The sequence below is a fragment of the Falsibacillus albus genome (assembly GCF_003668575.1).
Classification (GTDB): domain Bacteria; phylum Bacillota; class Bacilli; order Bacillales; family DSM-25281; genus Falsibacillus; species Falsibacillus albus.
The window spans coordinates 188,934-208,769 of the sequence record NZ_RCVZ01000001.1; the positions used below are offsets into that span (position 1 = coordinate 188,934).

20 protein-coding genes and 1 other annotated feature are annotated in these 19,836 nt (G+C 42.6%); of the genes, 17 read left to right on the forward strand and 3 right to left on the reverse strand.

Annotation, left to right across the window (positions count from 1 at the left end; translation table 11 throughout):
* The first annotated feature begins 12 nt into the window (after positions 1 to 12).
* The 6 genes from rplT (at position 13) to D9X91_RS00950 (ending at position 2,914) form a co-directional block, all read left to right on the forward strand.
* Positions 13 to 372: a 50S ribosomal protein L20 gene (rplT, locus tag D9X91_RS00925; protein ID WP_121678676.1), complete on the forward strand. Its 360-nt coding sequence runs from the start codon at positions 13 to 15 to the stop codon at positions 370 to 372.
* A 619-nt stretch (positions 373 to 991) separates the two neighbouring features.
* Positions 992 to 1,264 (forward strand): DUF1294 domain-containing protein, encoded by a 273-nt coding sequence (locus D9X91_RS00930; protein WP_121678677.1) that lies wholly within the window; start codon positions 992 to 994, stop codon positions 1,262 to 1,264.
* 34 nt (positions 1,265 to 1,298) lie between these two features.
* Positions 1,299 to 1,901 carry a TVP38/TMEM64 family protein gene (locus tag D9X91_RS00935; RefSeq protein WP_325050485.1) on the forward strand — a complete coding sequence of 201 codons (603 nt, stop codon included), beginning with the start codon at positions 1,299 to 1,301 and terminating at the stop codon, positions 1,899 to 1,901.
* Positions 1,902 to 2,129: 228 nt separating this feature from the next.
* The gene (locus D9X91_RS00940) at positions 2,130 to 2,516 is read left to right on the forward strand and encodes a hypothetical protein (protein ID WP_121678678.1); all 387 of its coding nucleotides are present in this window, start codon (positions 2,130 to 2,132) and stop codon (positions 2,514 to 2,516) included.
* A complete protein-coding gene (locus D9X91_RS00945) occupies positions 2,488 to 2,721 on the forward strand; it encodes a hypothetical protein (RefSeq protein WP_121678679.1) in 234 nt (77 codons plus the stop codon). The genes D9X91_RS00940 and D9X91_RS00945 overlap by 29 nt, the downstream gene beginning before the upstream one ends.
* The gene (locus tag D9X91_RS00950; protein WP_121678680.1) at positions 2,693 to 2,914 is read left to right on the forward strand and encodes a hypothetical protein; all 222 of its coding nucleotides are present in this window, start codon (positions 2,693 to 2,695) and stop codon (positions 2,912 to 2,914) included. Before D9X91_RS00945 ends, D9X91_RS00950 begins: the two co-directional genes overlap by 29 nt.
* A 101-nt stretch (positions 2,915 to 3,015) precedes the next feature.
* Here the strand turns inward: D9X91_RS00950 and D9X91_RS00955 are convergent, their stop codons facing one another.
* Positions 3,016 to 3,408: a sigma-w pathway protein ysdB gene (locus tag D9X91_RS00955; RefSeq protein WP_121678681.1), complete on the reverse strand. Its 393-nt coding sequence runs from the start codon at positions 3,406 to 3,408 to the stop codon at positions 3,016 to 3,018.
* A gap of 105 nt (positions 3,409 to 3,513) precedes the next feature.
* On the opposite strand from D9X91_RS00955, the gene D9X91_RS00960 reads away from it, so the two are divergent.
* Entirely contained in the window at positions 3,514 to 4,005 is a 492-nt protein-coding gene (locus D9X91_RS00960; protein ID WP_121678682.1) for a dUTP diphosphatase, read from the forward strand.
* Between the two features lie 72 nt (positions 4,006 to 4,077).
* Positions 4,078 to 5,163 (forward strand): M42 family metallopeptidase, encoded by a 1,086-nt coding sequence (locus D9X91_RS00965; RefSeq protein WP_121678683.1) that lies wholly within the window; start codon positions 4,078 to 4,080, stop codon positions 5,161 to 5,163.
* Positions 5,164 to 5,643: 480 nt separating this feature from the next.
* Here the strand turns inward: D9X91_RS00965 and sspI are convergent, their stop codons facing one another.
* On the reverse strand, positions 5,644 to 5,850 hold the full coding sequence (gene sspI / locus D9X91_RS00970; protein ID WP_121678684.1) for a small acid-soluble spore protein SspI: 207 nt from the start codon (positions 5,848 to 5,850) through the stop codon (positions 5,644 to 5,646).
* 234 nt (positions 5,851 to 6,084) lie between these two features.
* Here sspI and D9X91_RS00975 point away from each other — a divergent pair, with 234 nt between their 5' ends.
* The 3 genes from D9X91_RS00975 to pheT all read left to right on the forward strand — a co-directional run bounded on the left by D9X91_RS00975 (position 6,085) and on the right by pheT (position 10,664).
* A complete protein-coding gene (locus D9X91_RS00975) occupies positions 6,085 to 6,840 on the forward strand; it encodes a TrmH family RNA methyltransferase (RefSeq protein ID WP_121678685.1) in 756 nt (251 codons plus the stop codon).
* A 68-nt stretch (positions 6,841 to 6,908) separates the two neighbouring features.
* Positions 6,909 to 7,143: a binding site (T-box leader), on the forward strand.
* 44 nt (positions 7,144 to 7,187) lie between these two features.
* Positions 7,188 to 8,228 carry a phenylalanine--tRNA ligase subunit alpha gene (pheS, locus tag D9X91_RS00980; protein ID WP_121678686.1) on the forward strand — a complete coding sequence of 347 codons (1,041 nt, stop codon included), beginning with the start codon at positions 7,188 to 7,190 and terminating at the stop codon, positions 8,226 to 8,228.
* 21 nt (positions 8,229 to 8,249) lie between these two features.
* Complete coding sequence (pheT, locus tag D9X91_RS00985; RefSeq protein ID WP_121678687.1) at positions 8,250 to 10,664, forward strand: phenylalanine--tRNA ligase subunit beta; 2,415 nt, start codon at positions 8,250 to 8,252, stop codon at positions 10,662 to 10,664.
* Positions 10,665 to 10,901: 237 nt separating this feature from the next.
* Here the strand turns inward: pheT and rnhC are convergent, their stop codons facing one another.
* The gene (gene rnhC / locus D9X91_RS00990; protein ID WP_121678688.1) at positions 10,902 to 11,840 is read right to left on the reverse strand and encodes a ribonuclease HIII; all 939 of its coding nucleotides are present in this window, start codon (positions 11,838 to 11,840) and stop codon (positions 10,902 to 10,904) included.
* Between the two features lie 120 nt (positions 11,841 to 11,960).
* Between rnhC and zapA the strand changes: the two genes are divergently transcribed.
* The 6 genes from zapA to D9X91_RS01020 all read left to right on the forward strand — a co-directional run bounded on the left by zapA (position 11,961) and on the right by D9X91_RS01020 (position 19,737).
* On the forward strand, positions 11,961 to 12,218 hold the full coding sequence (gene zapA, locus D9X91_RS00995; RefSeq protein ID WP_121678689.1) for a cell division protein ZapA: 258 nt from the start codon (positions 11,961 to 11,963) through the stop codon (positions 12,216 to 12,218).
* A gap of 7 nt (positions 12,219 to 12,225) precedes the next feature.
* Positions 12,226 to 12,768, forward strand: a complete 543-nt coding sequence (locus tag D9X91_RS01000; RefSeq protein ID WP_121678690.1) for a CvpA family protein — start codon at positions 12,226 to 12,228, stop codon at positions 12,766 to 12,768.
* 184 nt (positions 12,769 to 12,952) lie between these two features.
* Positions 12,953 to 14,680 carry a DNA polymerase/3'-5' exonuclease PolX gene (polX, locus tag D9X91_RS01005; protein ID WP_121678691.1) on the forward strand — a complete coding sequence of 576 codons (1,728 nt, stop codon included), beginning with the start codon at positions 12,953 to 12,955 and terminating at the stop codon, positions 14,678 to 14,680.
* A gap of 19 nt (positions 14,681 to 14,699) precedes the next feature.
* On the forward strand, positions 14,700 to 17,060 hold the full coding sequence (locus tag D9X91_RS01010) for an endonuclease MutS2 (RefSeq protein ID WP_121678692.1): 2,361 nt from the start codon (positions 14,700 to 14,702) through the stop codon (positions 17,058 to 17,060).
* Positions 17,061 to 17,081: 21 nt separating this feature from the next.
* Positions 17,082 to 17,492: a DUF350 domain-containing protein gene (locus D9X91_RS01015; RefSeq protein ID WP_121678693.1), complete on the forward strand. Its 411-nt coding sequence runs from the start codon at positions 17,082 to 17,084 to the stop codon at positions 17,490 to 17,492.
* A 550-nt stretch (positions 17,493 to 18,042) separates the two neighbouring features.
* A complete protein-coding gene (locus D9X91_RS01020) occupies positions 18,043 to 19,737 on the forward strand; it encodes an AMP-binding protein (RefSeq protein WP_121678694.1) in 1,695 nt (564 codons plus the stop codon).
* The last annotated feature ends 99 nt before the right edge of the window (positions 19,738 to 19,836 follow it).

A 19,836-nucleotide genomic window follows, 5' to 3' on the forward strand; every position in this document is an offset into this window, starting at 1 on the left:
GAGGGAAATAATATGCCACGTGTAAAAGGCGGTACAGTTACTCGCAGACGTCGTAAAAAAGTATTGAAATTAGCCAAAGGTTATTTTGGTTCAAAACATACATTATATAAAGTTGCTAACCAACAGGTTATGAAATCCGGAAACTATGCTTTCCGCGATCGTCGCCAGAAAAAACGCGACTTCCGTAAATTATGGATTACTCGTATCAACGCAGCTGCTCGGATCAATGGTCTTTCTTACAGCCGTTTGATGCATGGTCTAAAGCTTGCTGGCATCGAAGTAAACCGTAAAATGCTTGCTGACCTTGCTATTTATGATGCTAATGCATTTGCTGAACTAGCAAGCCAAGCAAAATCTCAACTTCAAAAATAATGATTGAAACCAGCCATTCTCTTAATCAAGGGAATGGCTTTTTCAATTGCAATAGACGCTCTATTCGTAAAGTAAGTTGCTAATCATAAAAATTGTGCAAGGTTGATTTCCACTGCAGGATGCTTGCTTTCCCAGGGGGCGGGGCACAAGAAGTGAGGCCGATCGATATTGGCACAGGACGAAGAACTCTTAGGCGGAGACACATCACCCTAGAACAATGCCTGGCTTTTTCGATGAGGTGACTAACTTAATCGAACATCCGCCTTTATCTCTTTGCTCCGCTGCGTGGTCTCACCTGATTCGCTAATCCCTCGGGAGTCTCGCACCTTCCGCTCCAATCACCCTCACATGACTAATTTTTGTGAAGAAAAACCGTTAAAAGCAGCATTCTTTGCGAAAACAGCCTGACAGAAGGCTCTTTTCCCATACATTGTTGCTTGAGCTAATAAAGTAGGATGGTTTAAGCAAAGTTTCAACTTCAAAATAGCGTATATAGGGGGAAAAGAGCTGGATAACTTTATTTTAACGAATTAAATAGCTATTATTACGTTAAAATCGGCATTAGGATTTTAACAACAATTTTTACGAAAACAGCCTAATAGAAAGAAGGGGGAACGAAATGATGGTCTTGTTGGTTGGATATGTGATTGTCATCAACATCGTCGGTTTTACTTTAATGAAAGTCGATAAGGATAAAGCGAGAAAAGGCAAATACCGCATCCAGGAAAAAACACTGTGGAACACTGCCATCCTTGGTGGGGCGATCGGGTCTTCCATTGGAATGAACTTGTTCAGGCATAAAACGAAACATCGCAATTTTAAATGGGGAATGCCGGTTCTTGCGTATGTGGAAGGCGTAATATGGCTTTATCTCCTTTGGAAGTTGTCATAAATGCGAGAAACCATGTATAAGGTGTAATGAGGGCATGAAGGGGCTTGGAGAGCGGGTGAGTCAATTGAACGAAAAGCTTGCATTGCTGTTTTCTTTTGTTGAATCAGGCGGAATCTTTGCTCCAGTAATCTTTATTTTGTTCCATATACTTAGACAGTTCTTATTCATCCCCGTGGCGGTCGTATGCATGGCGGGCGGAATTCTTTTTGGAAGCCTGCTTGGAACGATCTATTCGCTGATTGGGCTGTTCCTTTTGTCTTGTTTATTTTATTTCTGTATTCATAAAATGCCCAGAACATACAAAAAACTCCTTCAGATCAAGCAGAAATGGTTTGGACATCATGCCAAGCTAACCGTTGGCCAAATTGCCATCCTTAAAATGGTTCCATTCTTTCATTATCATTTACTCAATCTGTGCCTTATGGAGCGCAAGCCAAATTTCAGGGATTATGCAAAAAGTACGTTTTTTTCAAACATTCCCCTTGCTTTTTTTTATACGGTTTTTGGTGAATTCATCACACGGTTCACACCAAGTATGGTGGTCATGATCTTGCTTTCAATGTCAGTGCTGTTTTATTTGCTCAGGGAGAAAGTGGTCACAATGACATGGAGGGAGTTTTTTCGTTCCGAATCATAAATGATGGCAGTGTTGAAAAATAAGACTCTTTTCGTAATGTTTGTTGCTATTCATCAATACTTCTATAAGGTTGATTTCCGCTGCAGGATGCTCGCTTTCCGAGGGGCGGGCAGTGAGCCGGAAAATTTTAGACCATGTCAGTGAAGAAAATTTTTTTCTTCACTGACATGGTCTTTTTTTGGGGGGGGGGGGCTACCCTAGAATAACGGTAACCAGAAAGGAGATCAGATGCCCGTCAGAGTTGGAAAACGAAATAAAGGTAACCAGTATAGGGGTCAGGTGTCCGTCAGAGTAGAAAACCAAAATAACGGTAATCAGAATGGGAATCAGTATCCCGTCAGAGTTGAAAACCAAAAAAACGGTAACCAGAAAGGAGATCAGATGCCCGTCAGAGTGGGAAAACAAAATAACGGTAACCAGAATAGGGGTCAGGTGTCCGTCAGAGTAGAAAACCCAAATAACGGTAATCAGAATGGGGGTCAGATGCCCGTCAGAGTTGAAAACCAAAAAAACGGTAACCAGAAAGGAGATCAGATGCCCGTCAGAGTGGGAAAACAAAATAACGGTAACCAGAACGAGGGATCAGATGCCCGTCAGAGCAGGAAAACAAAATAAAGGTAACCAGAATGGGGGTCAGATGCCCGTCAGAGTGGGAAAACAAAATAACGGTAATCAGAATGGGGGTCAGATGCCCGTCAGAGTTGAAAACCAAAAAAACGGTAACCAGAAAGGAGATCAGATGCCCGTCAGAGTGGGAAAACAAAATAACGGTAACCAGAAAGGGGGATCAGATGCCCGTCAGAGCAGGAAAACAAAATAAAGGTAACCAGAATGGGGGTCAGATGCCCGTCAGAGTGGGAAAACAAAATAACGGTAATCAGAATGGGGGTCAGATGCCCGTCAGAGTTGAAAACCAAAAAAACGGTAACCAGAAAGGAGATCAGATGCCCGTCAGAGTGGGAAAACAAAATAACGGTAACCAGAACGAGAATCTGATGCTGATCAATTTCTAAATCCAAAATAAAAGACACCAGAAGATTGTTCTGATGTCCTCATCCTCAAAAAAAAAACAAAATAAATGCCATTAGTTAACGTCAGTTCATTAAAATAAGCTTTATTCCGTATGCTTTTTCTCTAAAAATTCCTTGATGGGGCTTTTCCAATCGATTTTGGCATTTTCATAAGCTCCTGAGATTTCATCTTCCAAAAACATGAAATCATCATAGGTCAGCCCTTGAAGCTTAGACGCATTTCTTGGCCAAACAAAAATCGAAACGACATCAAATGCATTTTCAGTTGTCCCAAGATATTTTTCCCCTTCAAACATAACCCCTTTATATGTGATCAGGAAGTTTTTTCTCACATTATTCAAATCATCGAAAAAATAATATTCTTTTTTTTCATGGGCAAGTTCCAATTTTCTTTTTGGATCTATAATAAATTTTATGGCTTTGTACAATAAATAAAGAATCAAAGCAAAAATGGCAAATCGAAATAACCAGAGCATATGGATAATCCCCCCTATTCCAGAAAACATTTATCATATATACGATTGAGAATGAAAAAGGTTTCATTCATTTGATATAATTTTTTTGAAAGAAAGGTGGTTTTTATGGATTTGAAAGCAATGTTTTCAATGCAGAAGGAATTGGACAGCTTTATTAAAAAGGAACATGGACTTGAAAAAGAGGATCTCATCAGTCAAAAGGTGCTGGCACTATTGGTCGAGATCGGTGAATTGGCTAATGAAACCAGGTGCTTTAAGTTTTGGAGCCTCAAGCCCTCGGCTCCAAGGGAAAGGATCCTTGAAGAGTTCGTGGATGGTGTCCATTTCATCCTTTCATTGGGAATCGAATTGGGCTATGACCAAGAGGAATTCATCTTCGAAGAAATAAAGGTGGAGACAGATAATGTACAAGCGTTTATTAACATCTATGGACAGGTGAATTCATTTTGGAATGACCCTTCCATCCTCCATTTCCATAAGCTTCTTGAAGGTTATTTAGGGCTGGCGCAAAATCTTGGATTCCATCCTGAAGAAATTGAACAGGCATATAGAGCTAAAAATGATGTGAACTTTCAACGGCAGCATGAGGGATACTAATTGGCTGAATTTTTGAACTTTTATTTCACCTCTAGTATAATGAGGCTATAAATAGAAATAGGGGGAAATTGAATGACAAAGCTTGATGAAACATTACATATGCTCAAAGATCTTACTGATGCGAAAGGAATTCCGGGCAATGAAAAGGAAGTCCGGGAAGTGATGAAGAAATATATTGAACCATTCTCAGATGAGATACAAACAGACGGTCTGGGAAGTTTGATCGCTAAAAAGGTCGGCGAAGAAAATGGACCGAAAGTAATGATTGCCGGTCATTTAGATGAAGTCGGTTTCATGGTGACACAAATTGATGATAAAGGATTTTTGCGCTTTCAAACAGTCGGAGGCTGGTGGTCGCAGGTCATGCTTGCACAACGTGTCACGATCGTTACACGAAAAGGTGATGTGACGGGTGTAATCGGATCCAAGCCTCCTCATATCCTGCCTCCAGAGGCGCGCAGGAAGCAGGTTGATATTAAAGATATGTTCATCGATGTCGGTGCCTCTAACCGTGAAGAAGCCATGGAATGGGGTGTGAGGCCGGGAGATATGGTTGTCCCATATTTTGAATTCACGGTCATGAACAATGAAAAGATGCTTTTGGCTAAAGCTTGGGACAATCGGATCGGATGTGCCATCGCCATCGATGTACTGAAGAATTTAAAGGATGCCAGCCATCCAAATGTTGTCTATGGCGTGGGCACTGTCCAAGAGGAAGTTGGACTGCGTGGAGCGAAGACGGCTGCATCGGCTATTCAGCCTGATATTGCATTTGGCGTAGATGTTGGAATTGCAGGGGATACACCGGGTATTTCCGATAAGGATGCGCAAAGCAAAATGGGGAAAGGGCCGCAAATCATTCTTTATGATGCATCAATGGTTTCTCATAAAGGATTGCGGGATTTCGTCACGGATACAGCCGATGAACTGAATATTCCTTATCAATTCGATGCCATCCCTGGGGGAGGGACGGATTCTGGAGCTATCCATGTAACCGCCAATGGGGTGCCTGCGTTATCCATCACCATTGCCACAAGGTACATTCATTCACATGCCGCTATGCTCCACCGCGATGATTATGAAAACGCCGTGAAATTAATCACGGAAGTCGTGAAAAAACTGGATAGAGAAACAGTTGAAAAATTGACTTTTGTTTAAACGAAGATTCAAGCTGAATATGTACAAACAAGAAAAAGGATGCCGTCAATGGGCATCCTTTTTTTGTTTCGCCGGCTATCGACCAGCGGACTTCAGGATTCCTCCCTATGATAAGTCACCATCGATTCACTTCGTTCATCGTGATTCCTTTACAGGATGTACTAGCAAAGGCGTTGCCACAGGACAAGTAAAGCTTCGATTGCGACACATCGCACGAAGAAAAATGACTGGCATTTTTCGAGGACGTGGCGTACTAAGCCTTTGTTCCAAATAGACAAGGAAAGTCCTTCTAGTCCGTACGTCGATAAACAGCCGGCTCCACTTTTCTCTTTGTCCAGCTCCGGCAGCTAGAGGCTGTGAGATTTCCCTCAGCACGCTTACGATAAGTCAACATCGATTCGCTCCGCTCATCGTGTTTCCTTTATCTCGCGGTACTTCAGTCCAATCTCTACGCCTCTGAGCAAGCTGCCTGCACTTTTCTTACTTCAAGCCTTCTTCGAGGGTTTCGAGCATCATGTGTTTTTCGTTTTCATCTGCATGCTTCCAAATGATTTCGAAAAGAACACCTAATCCTGGCAGCATTTTTTCTTCGCCGCTTTGTATGGCATCCATGATCGTGTCTTCAAGCTGCTCTTGGTTGTTGCCAGAAACGTTGTGGACGATTGCGTTTCGCAAATTTAAATTCATGCTTTTGCACCTCACAGAATTTTAGGTTCTCCAAAACCTTGAAATCGTCAACAAAATAAAAATGCCCAGAAGTTGACGCTTCTACTTATATCTTTTCACGAACTTGTTTTATTATGTACGAAACAAGGGTATAATTAACATCGGCTGTTTTTGCATCCAGCAGAAAAGCTTATGAAATCATGTACGCAGACGACTAGTCTGGAATATGGAATAAATATGAGAGGTGCAGTCGTTTTGAATTTTATTCAGTCGCCTAAAAACCCACAAATCAAGCAATGGAAAAAGCTTACTGCGAAAAAGGAACGGACCAAAACCGGGCAATATTTAATCGAAGGATTTCATCTTGTAGAAGAAGCATTGAAACAGGATGGACATGTCATGGAATTAATTGCTACAGAGAATATACAAATCCCTGCATCATGGGATTTAAACAATATTTCTTTAACGTATATATCCGAGGATGCTTCCAGAGCAATTTCAGAAACGGAAGCGGCACAAGGCATTTATGCAGTATGCCTTCAGCCGAAAATGGAAATAGATATGAAAGATGTAAAAACAGCATTGTTCCTTGATGCCGTTCAAGACCCCGGAAACGTTGGGACGATGATCCGGACAGCGGATGCTGCAGGGATTGATTTGGTGGTACTTGGTGAAGGCAGTGCCGACCTATTCAATTCAAAGGTGATTCGGTCAGCTCAAGGCAGCCATTTTCATTTGCCCATCGGACGAGGTGATTTGAATGATTGGATCACTTCTTTTGAAAAACATGGGATCCCTATTTTTGGAACTGCACTTGAGAATGGTGTTCCATACAAAGAAGCGGATTCCGGAGATGCGTTTGCATTGATCGTAGGAAATGAAGGAAGTGGTGTTGCAAGCGAACTGCTTCAGCGGACGAAACAAAACTTGTTTATACCGATCTACGGGAAAAGCGAATCATTGAATGTTGCGGTCGCAGCAGGGATTCTTATGTATTATTTGAAGGGATGAGCCTGATTTTCCAAAAAGGTTTGAAAACAGCTTCTTAAAGTAATATAATATAAAAATAATTGTACTAAATGAAAGCAATGACGGAGAAAAGTAGCTCGATAATGGCCTTTCAGGGATAAAATGCCGAAGACTGAAAGCATTTTAATGGTCCATTCAAGCGAAGTTCACCTCCGGAGCTGGCATCGGGACCACACAATGTGTAAAGATGCCACGGCACAGGACCGTTATTCCAATGAAGATAACATACAGTTTTTATCGTATGTTAACAAGGGTGGTACCGCGATACATATCCTCGTCCCTTTTTTAGGGGCGAGGTTTTTTTATTTTTACTAATAGGAGGAAGAAAAATGGAGCAGAAATTACTCGAACTTCAAAACGATGCCATCGAGCAAATTGAAAAAGCTGAAGATTTGAAGAGCCTGAATGACATACGAGTGGCGTACCTGGGAAAGAAAGGCCCAATCACGGAAGTATTGCGCGGGATGGGGAAGCTTTCGGCTGAAGAACGTCCAAAGATGGGGGCGCTGGCCAACGATGTAAGAAGTGCAATCCAGGAAAAATTGGAAGAAAAGCAAGCAAAGTTGGAAAAAGAAGCAGTCCAAAAACAGCTTGAATCTGAAACAATCGATGTTACTTTACCGGGACGTCCGGTAAAAGTAGGAAACCATCACCCTTTGACACGAATCATCGAAGAGATTGAGGATTTATTCATCGGAATGGGCTACCAAGTTGCTGAAGGTCCTGAAGTCGAACAGGATTATTATAATTTCGAAGCGTTGAATCTTCCAAAAGGACATCCGGCCCGGGATATGCAGGACTCCTTCTATATTACGGAAGAAACACTTTTGCGCACACATACATCACCGGTACAGGCAAGGACGATGGAAAGGCACGAAGGAAAAGGACCTGTGAAAATCATATGCCCTGGTAAGGTATATCGCCGCGACAACGATGATGCTACTCATTCCCATCAATTCATGCAAATAGAAGGTCTTGTCATCGATGAGAATATCACAATGGCTGATTTGAAAGGGACACTTGAAGTATTTGCGAAAAAGATGTTCGGCCAAGATCGTGAAATCCGCCTGCGTCCGAGCTTTTTCCCATTTACGGAACCTTCGGTGGAAATGGACATTTCCTGTAAAATTTGTGGTGGAACAGGCTGCAGTGTATGTAAACGTACAGGCTGGATTGAAATACTGGGAGCTGGAATGGTTCATCCTAACGTCCTTGAAATGGCTGGCTTCGATTCGAAAAAATATACTGGTTTTGCATTCGGAATGGGTCCGGAGCGAATTGCGATGTTGAAATATGGCATTGACGATATCCGCCATTTCTATACGAACGATATTCGATTCTTAAAACAATTTGCCAAATACGAAGCGTAAGAGAAGGGAGAGGACGACAACATGTTTGTATCATATAAGTGGTTAGAGGATTATGTAGAGCTGAACGGGATTTCAGCGGAAGAGCTCGCTGAAAAAATTACAAGAAGCGGAATTGAGGTTGAAGGTGTCGAGCATCCTGGAGATGGCATTTCCGGTGTGGTAGTCGGCCATGTATTGGAATGTGAACAGCATCCAAATGCAGATAAATTGAATAAATGCCTTGTGGATCTAGGTGAAGATGCACCTGTCCAGATCATTTGCGGGGCTCCCAATGTAGCAAAAGGCCAGAAAGTGGCTGTTGCCAAGGTTGGTGCTGTACTCCCTGGGAATTTTAAAATCAAACGTGCAAAACTTCGAGGGGAAGAATCCAATGGGATGATCTGTTCCCTTCAAGAATTGGGCATAGAAAGTAAATTGGTGGCGAAGGAATATACGGAAGGGATCTTTGTATTCCCGAATGGTGTTGAGCCGGGCGCCGATGCATTGGTGCAGCTGAACATTGATGACCGTATTCTGGAATTGGGGTTGACACCGAATCGCTCAGACTGCTTAAGCATGCTTGGAGTAGCTTATGAAGTCGCAGCGATTCTCGGAAAGAGTGTCACGCTGCCAAGCATTGAAAAAAACTCATCATCAGAAAAAGCAACAGATTATATTTCCGTGAAGGTTGAGGAAACGGAAGACAATCCGCTGTATATTGCGAAAGTAATCAAAAACATCCAAGTAGGGCCGTCACCGCTTTGGATGCAAACGAGACTGATGGCAGCAGGCATACGTCCTCACAATAATGTCGTGGATATTACAAACTATATTCTTTTGGAATACGGCCAGCCGCTGCATGCGTTCGATTATGACCGCTTGGGGTCAAAAGAAATCGTAGTGAGAAAAGCTCGTCCGAATGAGAAGATGGTGACACTCGATGATGTGGAAAGGGAGCTCTCGACAGACCACTTGGTCATAACCAATGGCAATGAGCCGGTTGCTCTTGCTGGAGTAATGGGAGGAGCCAATTCCGAGGTTCAAAAGGATACGGTGACTGTATTATTGGAATCTGCTTATTTCAAGGGCCAGACGGTTCGAAATGCTTCCAAGGATCATGGTCTCCGCAGTGAGGCCAGTGCCCGTTTTGAAAAGGGCGTGGACCCTAATAGGATTCAAGAAGCAGCTGATCGGGCATCTCAGCTCATGGCTGAGTATGCTGGCGGCGAAGTGTTGAGCGGGGAAGCGATCGTCAATGAAATGCATATCGAGCCGGCTGTTGTCAGCACTTCTTTAACGAAGATCAATAAAGTTTTAGGAACGGATATTTCTTTGGATAAAGTACAGGAAATTTTCAATCGCCTTCAATTTGAAACCAGCATAGATGGAGAAGAAATCATCGTGACAGTCCCTACCCGCCGCGGGGATATTACGATTGAAGAAGATTTAATCGAGGAAGTAGCAAGGCTGTATGGCTATGACAACCTTCCAAAAACGCTGCCAACGGGTGCTGCGACTCCAGGAGGACTGACTCCGTACCAAAGCAAGAGAAGAACGGTCAGGAGATTTCTCGAAGGAGCAGGGTTAAACCAAGCCGTAACTTATTCATTGACTAGCTCGGATAAGGCTGTCCAATATGCATTGGATGTTAGGACGCCTGTCAAGCTTTCCATGCCGATGAGTGAAGAAAGAAGCTTTCTTCGTTTGAGCATCCTCCCGCAATTATTGGAGGTTGTGTCATATAATCTTGCGAGACAGAACGACTCCATCGCGCTGTTTGAATTGGGTGCAACATTCTTGAACAATGGCGAAGGGGAGCTGCCAGAGGAGGAAGAACATTTAGCTGGTGCGCTGACTGGGAATTGGCATCTGCATTCTTGGCAAGCGGAGAAGAAGGCAATGGACTTCTTTGTGGCAAAAGGAGTTTTGGAAGGGCTGTTTGAAAAACTTGGCCTCCAGCAATCAATTGCTTATCGTGCGGTTAATATGGATGGGATGCATCCGGGAAGAACGGCTGAAATCATTCTGAATGGCGATGCCATCGGATTTATCGGTCAAGTGCATCCAAACGTCCAAAAAGCATTGGATCTAAAGGAAACATATGTATTCGAGATGAAGGTTGCACCGCTGTTCACGGCAGAAGTGCCAGCGCTTGCCTATGATCCGATTCCACGTTTCCCATCGATTACCCGCGATATCGCACTTGTGGTGGATCAATCTGTCAGTGCAGGTAAAATCGAAGATACAATCATTAAATCCGGCGGTAAATTATTGAAAGATGTGCGCGTATTCGACTTATACGAAGGCGAACATATGGAACCGGGAAAGAAATCGGTCGCATTCTCATTGAAATACTACGATCCGGAAAAAACATTGACCGATGAAGAAGTAGTCAAGGCACATGAAATAGTCTTGGCGGCTGTAAAAGAAGAAACTGGAGCGGAATTGCGAGGATAATAAAAGGAAAGGGCTGTGCAGATTACTGCACAGCCTTTTTTTATGGTGGATAACAGAAAAATAATGTAGTGTGGAAAAGGTAATGTTGTAGAAATCCTTCAAAAGCTGTTTAATTAATGAGCGCTGTTTTAAAAACAAACTGAAAAGGATTCATCAATCAATTGACTCGAGCATCCTGGAGCGCAAAACAACTAATATAATGATTTAGCAAGTGTATTAAATAATACGAAAACAGCCTTATTTCAAATTGATAATCCGCTTCGCTTTATCCGTATTGGCAAAATGAAGCTTTGTAAATTCAGTGAGGGCACCGACCCCTTTTTCGGAGATGAGTCTAGCAGCCGCTTTGTCGACTGCCGGGCCGGCTCCCTTAGGAATCGTAAATCCAGCCTTTTGGCTTAATGCGTCCATCGCTTTCAAGAAAGCATACCTTGCCAAAATCGATGCCGCGGCAACTGCGATATGGATGCTTTCCCCTTTTGTGCTGAAGTATACCCTTTCTTTAATGATCTTTTTCTGACCTTGAATATGTTTGTAATATGTACTTGCCTCCACGAATTGATCGATCAAAATCGCTTCCGGGATTTCAGGCTCGATTTTCACCAAAACGTTCTGGATGGCTTGATTATGAAGTAATGCTTTCATTTTGCCCTGGCTCATTCCTTTTGCCTGCCACTCATTATATTTTTGATTGGAGAGTGTCAACAGGCTGTATGGAAGGAATTTTAATAGCTCTTTGGCAATTGAGATAATTTGCGGATCAGATAAATTCTTGGAATCCTTCACCCCGAGTTCCTTTAAGAGTGGAATCTGTTTTTTCTCCACATATGCACTGACTACTGTAATCGGGCCGAAATAATCACCTGTACCCACTTCATCGGAGCCGATGAGAGAAAGAGCTGCGATGTTCTCTGGGAGCGGTGCACCCGAAGTTTTGGTTTTTGGCGATCCATTTTTAGCCTTTGAAGGCAAGGATGCACCCCATTTTTTGGCTTCAACCTCTCCGTTTTTTCCTTGGAAAAGAACCTTACCTGTATGGTAAGCAGTAATGGTGCACCCTTCGATTTTGGCAGTAAATGCTGCTCCGGCAGGAACTTTGGAACCCAGTCCGAGTTTATAATGATTTTTCATTTGTTGAATGGTTGATTGATTTACTTTCAGTACGGCATGTGACAAAATATGCTATCTCCTTTCATATAGTGCTATGATACGGCATTATTGGACAAATTTCATTCCCTTCATTTTTTTTTCATGGTAATATAGGGATTAGGATTCTTTAGAATGGGGGAATAACGGTTGTCGATAAATAGAAATAAAACAACTGTTACGATATACAATCAACAATATGACATTGTCAGTTCAGAATCAATAGAACATATACATTTGGTTGCATCAATTGTCGATGAAAAAATTCGGGAGTTAAACGAAAAAAACCCCTATTTAGGACAAAATCGGCTGGCTATTTTAACAGCTGTCAACGCTGTGCATGATCTCATCAAGCTTGAGGAGAAAAATGCACAGTTGGAAGAGGAAATAAATAAGTTAAAGGGTTGAAGAAATAATGCTTGATTTAGTAATTATTGTTCTTTTTATTATTGGATTTTTTAATGGTTTGCGCAGGGGATTCATCCTTCAGGCGATCCATATGATCGGATTTGTGGCAGCATTCATTGCCGCCTACTTTTACTATGATGATTTGGCTCCGAAATTAAAGTTGTGGATTCCATACCCTTCATTGGATAATGCTGATTCATTCAATATGATCTTTCAGGGCGGGGGAATGGAAGACGCTTATTACCGTGCAATTGCGTTTGCCATCATCTTTTTCGCTGTGAAAATTGTTTTGCATATCTTCGGTTCAATGCTGGATTTTGTGGCACATCTTCCAATCATCAAGCAGCTGAACGTTTGGGCTGGCGGCATCCTTGGTTTTGTGGAAATATATTTATTGATTTTCATCCTTTTATATATTGGCGCACTGCTGCCTATCGAATCGATTCAGAATGCATTGGATAAATCCTTCCTTGCTGAAGCCATGATCGAGAATACACCGATTTTTTCTGAGCGTTTGAAAGAATGGTGGATTGAATATGTAGCGTCCTAAACGGAGCTGACCCGTAATCAGAGGCCAGGCATCTCCTCATAATTGGCGGACTCCACTTCCTGTGGACCTTCATATGAGTTGATGTACTTGTCTTGATGGGGTTGGTTCCGATTTTTTTCTTTTTCAGATGAATTTGCTACTATTATGGAAGAAGCATAAATCTTTGGAAGGTGATTGTTTAAATATGAATAAAAAGGATATCGTGAGATTACTTGAACATATAGCCATTTATATGGAATTGAAGGGGGAAAACTCCTTTAAAGTGTCTGCTTTCAGAAAAGCGGCGGCCGCATTGGAAGCGGATGATCGCAGTCTATCTGAAATGGAAGATTTCCAATCTTTGAATGGTATTGGAAAAGGAACTGCCGCCGTCATTGAAGAATACATAGAGAGCGGGAGATCCTCTGTTTTGGAAGAGCTCCAAAAAGAAGTGCCAAAGGGCCTCATTCCGCTTATGCAGCTCCCTGGGCTTGGCGGAAAAAAAATCGCCAAGCTTTATCACGAACTTGATGTAGTGGATATTGAAACTTTAAAAGCTGTCTGTGAAGAGGGAAAAGTAAAGGGGTTAGCAGGGTTCGGCAAAAAGACGGAGGAAAAAATTCTGCAGGCCATCGAAGAAGTTGGATCCAGGCCAGAGAGATTACCGTTGGCATATATGCTCCCGATCGTCGATAAACTGGAGGAATGCATCAGCCGCATGGAATACGTGGACCGGTTTTCCCGTGCAGGCAGCATACGGAGAATGAGAGAGACAGTCAAAGATCTGGATTTCATCATCGCCACTGATTCCCCTCAAAAAGTGAAAGATCAGCTTTTGAAGCTGCCTGATATAAAAGAAGCCATTTCAAATGGAATGACCAAGGTATCGTTAACCTTTTCCTTTGACTATGATGTTTCCGTAGATTTTCGATTAGTGGAACCAAAAGTCTATGCCACTGCCTTGCATCATTTCACCGGTTCTAAAGATCATAATGTCAAAATGAGGCAGATTGCCAAAGAACGCGGAGAAAAAATAAGCGAATATGGTGTCGAAGTGGTGGAAACAGGGGAAGTGCTGACTTTTGAAACGGAAGAAGCGTTTTTTGATCATTTCGGCCTCCCGTTCATCCCACCTGAAGTCAGGGAAGACGGCAAGGAAGTAGAGACTTTTTCTTCTGAAACCCGACTTGTTTCCAAAGAAGGTATTAAAGGCGACTTACATATGCATACAACCTGGTCGGACGGTGCATTTTCTTTGGAGGAAATGATTGAGGCATGCAGGGAAAAAGGCTATAAATATATGGCGATCACCGATCACTCTCAATATTTGAGGGTCGCCAACGGACTTACATCTGAACGGCTAAGAAAGCAAAAGGAAGAAATTCGCCGATTGAATGAAAAGTATGATGATATATTAATTTTATCTGGGATTGAAATGGATATTTTACCGGATGCAACCTTGGATTATGATGACGATTTGCTTGCAGAAATGGATCTTGTCATCGCATCCATTCATTCGAGCTTCTCACAATCCCAGGAAAAAATAATGGAGAGGCTCACAGCTGCATTGAACAATCATCATGTTGATATCATTGCACATCCTACCGGAAGGCTCATTGGAAGAAGGGAAGGATACAGTGTCGATATGGACATGTTAATCGAGCTTGCCAAGAAGACCGATACAGTCCTGGAGTTGAACGCAAATCCGAACAGGCTGGATCTTTCATCTGAACATATCAGGAAAGCAAAAGAGGCAGGCGTCAAAATAGTCATCAACACCGACGCACATAATATTAAAAATCTTGATTTCATGGAAATAGGTGTTTCTGCAGCACGGAAAGGGTGGGCATCCGCAGAGATGGTCCTCAACACATATTCTCCTGATGAATTGATGGAATTTTTAAGACGGAATGATGAAACAACAAGCAAGTAGCAGGAGGGAGAAAACTTCCATGTTTGAAAAAGTATTAAAAACATTGGAATTCGATAAAATTAAAAGTTTATTGCTCGAATTTGCATCCTCATCGTTGGGTGCAGACAAAATAAAATCGCTTTTGCCATCAACATCCTATGATGAAGTTGTAAAGCTGCAGGAAGAAACAGACGAAGCCGCTTCTGTCATAAGATTGAAAGGAAATGTTCCTTTGAGCGGAATTTACGATATCCGCCCACATGTAAAAAGATCGGAAATCGGGGGAATTTTAAGTCCAAATGATTTTGTCCAAATTGCCAGTACAATTCACGCTAGCCGTGTAATAAAACATTTTATAGAGGATATCACTGATTCGAAGGACATACTCATTCCAATTTTGGTTAAAAAATCGGATGGAATGTCGATCTTAACCCCTTTGGAGCATGAAATAAAAAATGCAGTGGACGAAAATGGTGAGGTACTCGATTCAGCAAGTACCGAATTGAGGCATATCCGTCAGCAGCTGAGGGCAAATGAATCAAGGGTCCGTGAAAAACTGGAAGGCTATATCCGATCAAAAAACGCACAGAAAATGTTATCGGATGCGATTGTCACCATCCGGAACGACCGCTATGTCATTCCGGTCAAACAGGAATATAGAGGACACTACGGCGGGATTGTCCATGATCAATCTTCATCAGGGCAGACATTGTTCATTGAACCGCAGTCCATCGTTCAATTAAACAATCAGTTAAGGGAATTCAAGCTGAAAGAACAGCAGGAAATCGAGAAGATCCTTCAGGCACTGACGGTTGAAATTGCAGCGGCCAGTCATGAATTACTTGAAATAGTGCGGATTATGGGCGAACTTGATTTTATCTTCGCAAAGGCAAAATTCGGTGCTTCCATAAAGGCGACCAAACCGAAAGTGAACGATAATGGCATCGTTAAGCTCTTCAAGGCACGTCATCCACTTTTGGCAATGGATGAAGCCGTTGCAAATGATATAGCAATCGGGGAAAATTACTCGACCATTGTCATCACAGGCCCAAATACCGGCGGAAAAACGGTCACCTTGAAAACAATCGGGATTTGTACCATCATGGCACAGGCCGGGCTTCAAATCCCGACTCTCGATGGTTCGGAGATCAACGTCTTCAAGCAAGTCTTTGCTGATATCGGGGATGAACAATCCATTGAGCAAAGTTTAAGTACATTTTCCTCGCACATGGTCAATATTGTGGAAATCTTGAAACTTGTCGATCATGAGAGCCTTGTGCTTTTCGATGAACTGGGTGCCGGGACCGATCCGCAGGAGGGTGCAGCCTTAGCGATTTCTATACTCGATGAGGTATATAATAGAGGGGCCAAAGTCATTGCGACCACCCACTATCCTGAATTGAAGGCATATGGATATAATCGAGAAGGGGTCATGAATGCAAGTGTGGAATTTAATGTTGAGACGTTGAGCCCCACATATAAATTATTGATCGGTGTCCCTGGAAGGAGCAACGCCTTTGAAATTTCCAAGCGTCTCGGATTGAATGATGCAGTCATCGAGCATGCCCGCTCTTATATCGGTGCTGATACGAATGAAGTCGAAAACATGATCGCTTCACTTGAACAGAGCAGGAGACTCGCAGAAGAAGAGCGGCTGGAAGCAAACGAACTGATGAAAAGTGCGGATAAACTCCATAAGGACCTTCAGAAACAGATGATCGAGTTTTATGAACAACGGGACAAAATGTATGAAAAGGCAGAAGCAAAGGCAGCAAAGGTCGTCGACAAAGCAAAAAGTGAAGCCGAAGAAATCATTCATGATTTGAGAAAGCTTCAGCAGAACAAAAAAGCGGAAATCAAAGAGCATGAACTGATTGAGGCCAGAAAGAGGCTGGAAGGTGCTGCACCTGAATTGGAGAAGACCAGCAAATCGGTCAAACGTTCAGCATCCAAACATGAATTTGCAGCAGGTGATGAAGTCAAGGTCCTGAGCTTTGATCAAAAAGGGCATCTGGTCGAAAGAGTTTCCAGAAATGAATGGCAGGTTCAGATCGGCATCATGAAAATGAAGGTGAAAGAATCCGACCTGGAATTCATTAAAGGCAAGCAAAAGGTTGAAACAAAGCCGCTCGCCACGGTTAAAGGCAGGGACTATCATGTCAGCCTTGAATTGGACTTAAGGGGCGAGAGGTATGAAGGTGCGCTGATTCGAGTGGAAAAATACCTGGATGATGCCGTTTTGGCTGGTTATCCACGGGTTTCCATCATTCACGGGAAAGGGACCGGCGCATTGAGGCAGGGTGTTCAGGAATATTTGAAAAATCATCGAAACGTCAAAAGGATCCGCTTCGGGGAAGCTGGTGAAGGAGGCAGCGGCGTGACGGTTGTCGAATTGAAATAACAGGGAGAGTGGTGTGGAAAAATGAATGCGTCCTTTTGGGAAAATGAGTACGTACAGACAGCAGGTTATTACAGCGTAGTCATCCTTTGCATGGTATTATTTTTAGCCATATTTGAATTTGTTACGAAGTACAAAAATTGGGACGAAATCAAAAAGGGGAATTTGGCTGTTGCAATGGCCACTGGCGGGAAAATCTTTGGCATAGCCAACGTTTTCCGCCATTCAATCCTGCAGCATAATACCCTTTTGACCATGATTGGCTGGGGAGTATTCGGGTTTGTCCTGCTATTGATCGGCTACTTCATCTATGAGTTCTTGACTCCGAAGTTTAAAATCGATGAAGAAATTCAACAGGATAACCGGGCGGTAGGATTCATATCGATGGTCATCTCCATCGGATTATCCTATGTCATTGGCGCAAGCATATCGTAAGGAGAGACTTGAATGGATAAATTGGCAAAGGTATTGCTCACCTTATGCGGAGTGTTTTTATTAATTGGCATAATATATATGATTATTTCAATGTGAAGATATAAATATTTTACCAGTCTGAATGGAGTTCTGCGAAACGCAGTGCTCCATTTTGATTTTAGGCAGTTTGAAAAATCAATATTGTATCAATGGATTACAAGTAATCAAAAAATCTGCTGGATGCGTTGATGAATGTAAAGGATGATTTCAGTTACAGGATGATCGCTTTCCGAGGTGCGGGAGTTAGCCTTCTCATTCCGCTGTGGAGGGGGCTCACCTTGCACGCTGATCTCTCCGGAATTTCACGTCTTCCGCTCCAATCAGCCTTTATAAGATAATTTCATTTCTATTAACACTCTAGTATAAAAACAATTTTTTAAAGTTATATCCGCCAAATGCCAATTTTAATAAATTGTATAGGGACTATGGATATATTATAATTGTAAAGAGAAATTTAAAAATTCTAATTTTTCGAGTAAAAATGATTTTGTGAGAAGAAAGGAGGATATGGATGGAATCCAAACCGTGGCTTGAACAATATCCTGAGGAAATACCTTCGGCCCTTGAATATGCCCCAATCCCGGTACATTCTTATTTGACCGAAGCGGCATCACACTTTCCAGACAAGACTGCCATTCATTTTATGGGCAAGGAATTAAGCTACAGGGAAGTGTACGAAGCTGCTTTGAAAATGGCGAATTATCTTTGCTCCATCGGAATAAAGAAAGGCGACCGCGTTGCAATCATGCTGCCAAATACTCCGCAGTCGGTCATCAGCTACTATGGTATTCTCTATGCTGGCGGGGTAGTCGTACAGACAAATCCTCTATACATGGAGCGTGAATTGGAGTACCAAATGAATGATTCGGGAGCAAAAGCAATCATCACTTTGGATATCCTGTTTCCAAGAGTGATCGGCATCCTGGAATCAACATCATTGGAGCATATAATTGTAACCGCTATCAAGGATTTTCTGCCATTTCCGAAAAACCTGATCTACCCATTCATCCAGAAAAAGCAGTACGGAATTGTCGTAGATGTCAAACATCAAGGAAACCATCATCTTTTAAAAAGAATTTTGGATGTTGCAGAAGCGAAGCCGTTGTCAATCGACTTCAACTTTGAGGAAGATTTGGCCTTGCTCCAGTATACAGGAGGGACAACAGGCTTTCCTAAGGGAGTCATGCTGACGCATAAAAATTTGGTTTCCAATGCATCGATGTGCGACGCTTGGCTCTACAAATGCAAAAAAGGTGAAGAAACGATTCTCGGCATCCTACCGTTTTTCCATGTATATGGGATGACTGCTGTCATGATCCTTGCTGTCATGCAAGCATATAAGATGGTGCTGCTGCCCAAATTTGATCCGGAAACAACTTTAAAAACCATTCACAAACAAAAGCCTACGCTGTTCCCGGGGGCCCCGACCATTTATATCGGACTCTTGAATCATCCAAAGCTCAAAGATTTTGATTTATCCTCGATTGAATCATGCATCAGCGGATCGGCGCCGCTTCCTATCGAAGTGCAGGAACAATTCGAAAAGGCTACGAATGGAAAGCTGGTCGAAGGGTACGGTTTGACTGAATCTTCGCCAGTCACGCATGCAAACTTCTTATGGGGGCAAAAACGGATGAAGGGAAGCATAGGAGTCCCATGGCCGGATACCGATTCTGCCATTTTGTCATTAGAGGATGGGAGACCGCTTCCAGTTGGGGAAGTTGGTGAAATAGCTGTCAAAGGACCTCAAGTGATGAAAGGATATTGGAACCGTCCTGAAGAAACGGAGCAAATCCTTAAAGATGGCTGGCTCCGGACAGGAGATCTCGGCTATATGGATGAAGAAGGGTATTTCTATGTGGTAGATCGTAAAAAAGACATGATCATAGCTGGGGGATTCAACATTTATCCCCGGGAAATCGAAGAGGTCCTTTATGAGCATGAAGATGTTCAGGAAGTGGTCATTGCAGGTGTTCCGGATCCTTATCGTGGTGAAACCGTTAAAGCATATGTGGTGAGAAAATTAGGTTCAACCGTCACAGAGGATGAATTAAATATTTTCGCAAGAAAACATTTAGCCGCTTACAAGGTTCCCCGGGTATACGAGTTCCGGGAGGAGCTTCCAAAAACGGCTGTTGGAAAAATATTAAGGCGTGCGTTGATTGAGGAAGAGAAAAATAAACAAAAAGATGATAAACTAGGATGAATGCTTCTCCATTGGAGCCGTCAATAAGGGGCTCTTTGTTTTTGGGAAGAAAATGCGTCCCGTTCCTTGACAGATGTGTGAATTCTATTTATTATAGAA

Excerpts from the sequence above, each read along its gene's own strand:
- D9X91_RS00930 (WP_121678677.1), top strand. The coding sequence starts at position 992 with ATGATGGTCTTGTTGGTTGGATATGTGATTGTCATCAACATCGTCGGT.
- rplT (WP_121678676.1), top strand. The coding sequence starts at position 13 with ATGCCACGTGTAAAAGGCGGTACAGTTACTCGCAGACGTCGTAAAAAA.
- D9X91_RS00945 (WP_121678679.1), top strand. The coding sequence starts at position 2,488 with ATGCCCGTCAGAGCAGGAAAACAAAATAAAGGTAACCAGAATGGGGGT.
- D9X91_RS01010 (WP_121678692.1), top strand. The coding sequence starts at position 14,700 with ATGTTTGAAAAAGTATTAAAAACATTGGAATTCGATAAAATTAAAAGT.
- D9X91_RS01000 (WP_121678690.1), top strand. The coding sequence starts at position 12,226 with ATGCTTGATTTAGTAATTATTGTTCTTTTTATTATTGGATTTTTTAAT.
- pheS (WP_121678686.1), top strand. The coding sequence starts at position 7,188 with ATGGAGCAGAAATTACTCGAACTTCAAAACGATGCCATCGAGCAAATT.
- pheT (WP_121678687.1), top strand. The coding sequence starts at position 8,250 with ATGTTTGTATCATATAAGTGGTTAGAGGATTATGTAGAGCTGAACGGG.
- D9X91_RS00965 (WP_121678683.1), top strand. The coding sequence starts at position 4,078 with ATGACAAAGCTTGATGAAACATTACATATGCTCAAAGATCTTACTGAT.
- D9X91_RS00960 (WP_121678682.1), top strand. The coding sequence starts at position 3,514 with ATGGATTTGAAAGCAATGTTTTCAATGCAGAAGGAATTGGACAGCTTT.
- D9X91_RS01020 (WP_121678694.1), top strand. The coding sequence starts at position 18,043 with ATGGAATCCAAACCGTGGCTTGAACAATATCCTGAGGAAATACCTTCG.
- polX (WP_121678691.1), top strand. The coding sequence starts at position 12,953 with ATGAATAAAAAGGATATCGTGAGATTACTTGAACATATAGCCATTTAT.
- D9X91_RS00950 (WP_121678680.1), top strand. The coding sequence starts at position 2,693 with ATGCCCGTCAGAGCAGGAAAACAAAATAAAGGTAACCAGAATGGGGGT.
- D9X91_RS00935 (WP_325050485.1), top strand. The coding sequence starts at position 1,299 with ATGAAGGGGCTTGGAGAGCGGGTGAGTCAATTGAACGAAAAGCTTGCA.
- D9X91_RS00955 (WP_121678681.1), bottom strand. The coding sequence starts at position 3,408 with ATGCTCTGGTTATTTCGATTTGCCATTTTTGCTTTGATTCTTTATTTA.
- sspI (WP_121678684.1), bottom strand. The coding sequence starts at position 5,850 with ATGAATTTAAATTTGCGAAACGCAATCGTCCACAACGTTTCTGGCAAC.
- D9X91_RS01015 (WP_121678693.1), top strand. The coding sequence starts at position 17,082 with ATGAATGCGTCCTTTTGGGAAAATGAGTACGTACAGACAGCAGGTTAT.
- D9X91_RS00940 (WP_121678678.1), top strand. The coding sequence starts at position 2,130 with ATGCCCGTCAGAGTTGGAAAACGAAATAAAGGTAACCAGTATAGGGGT.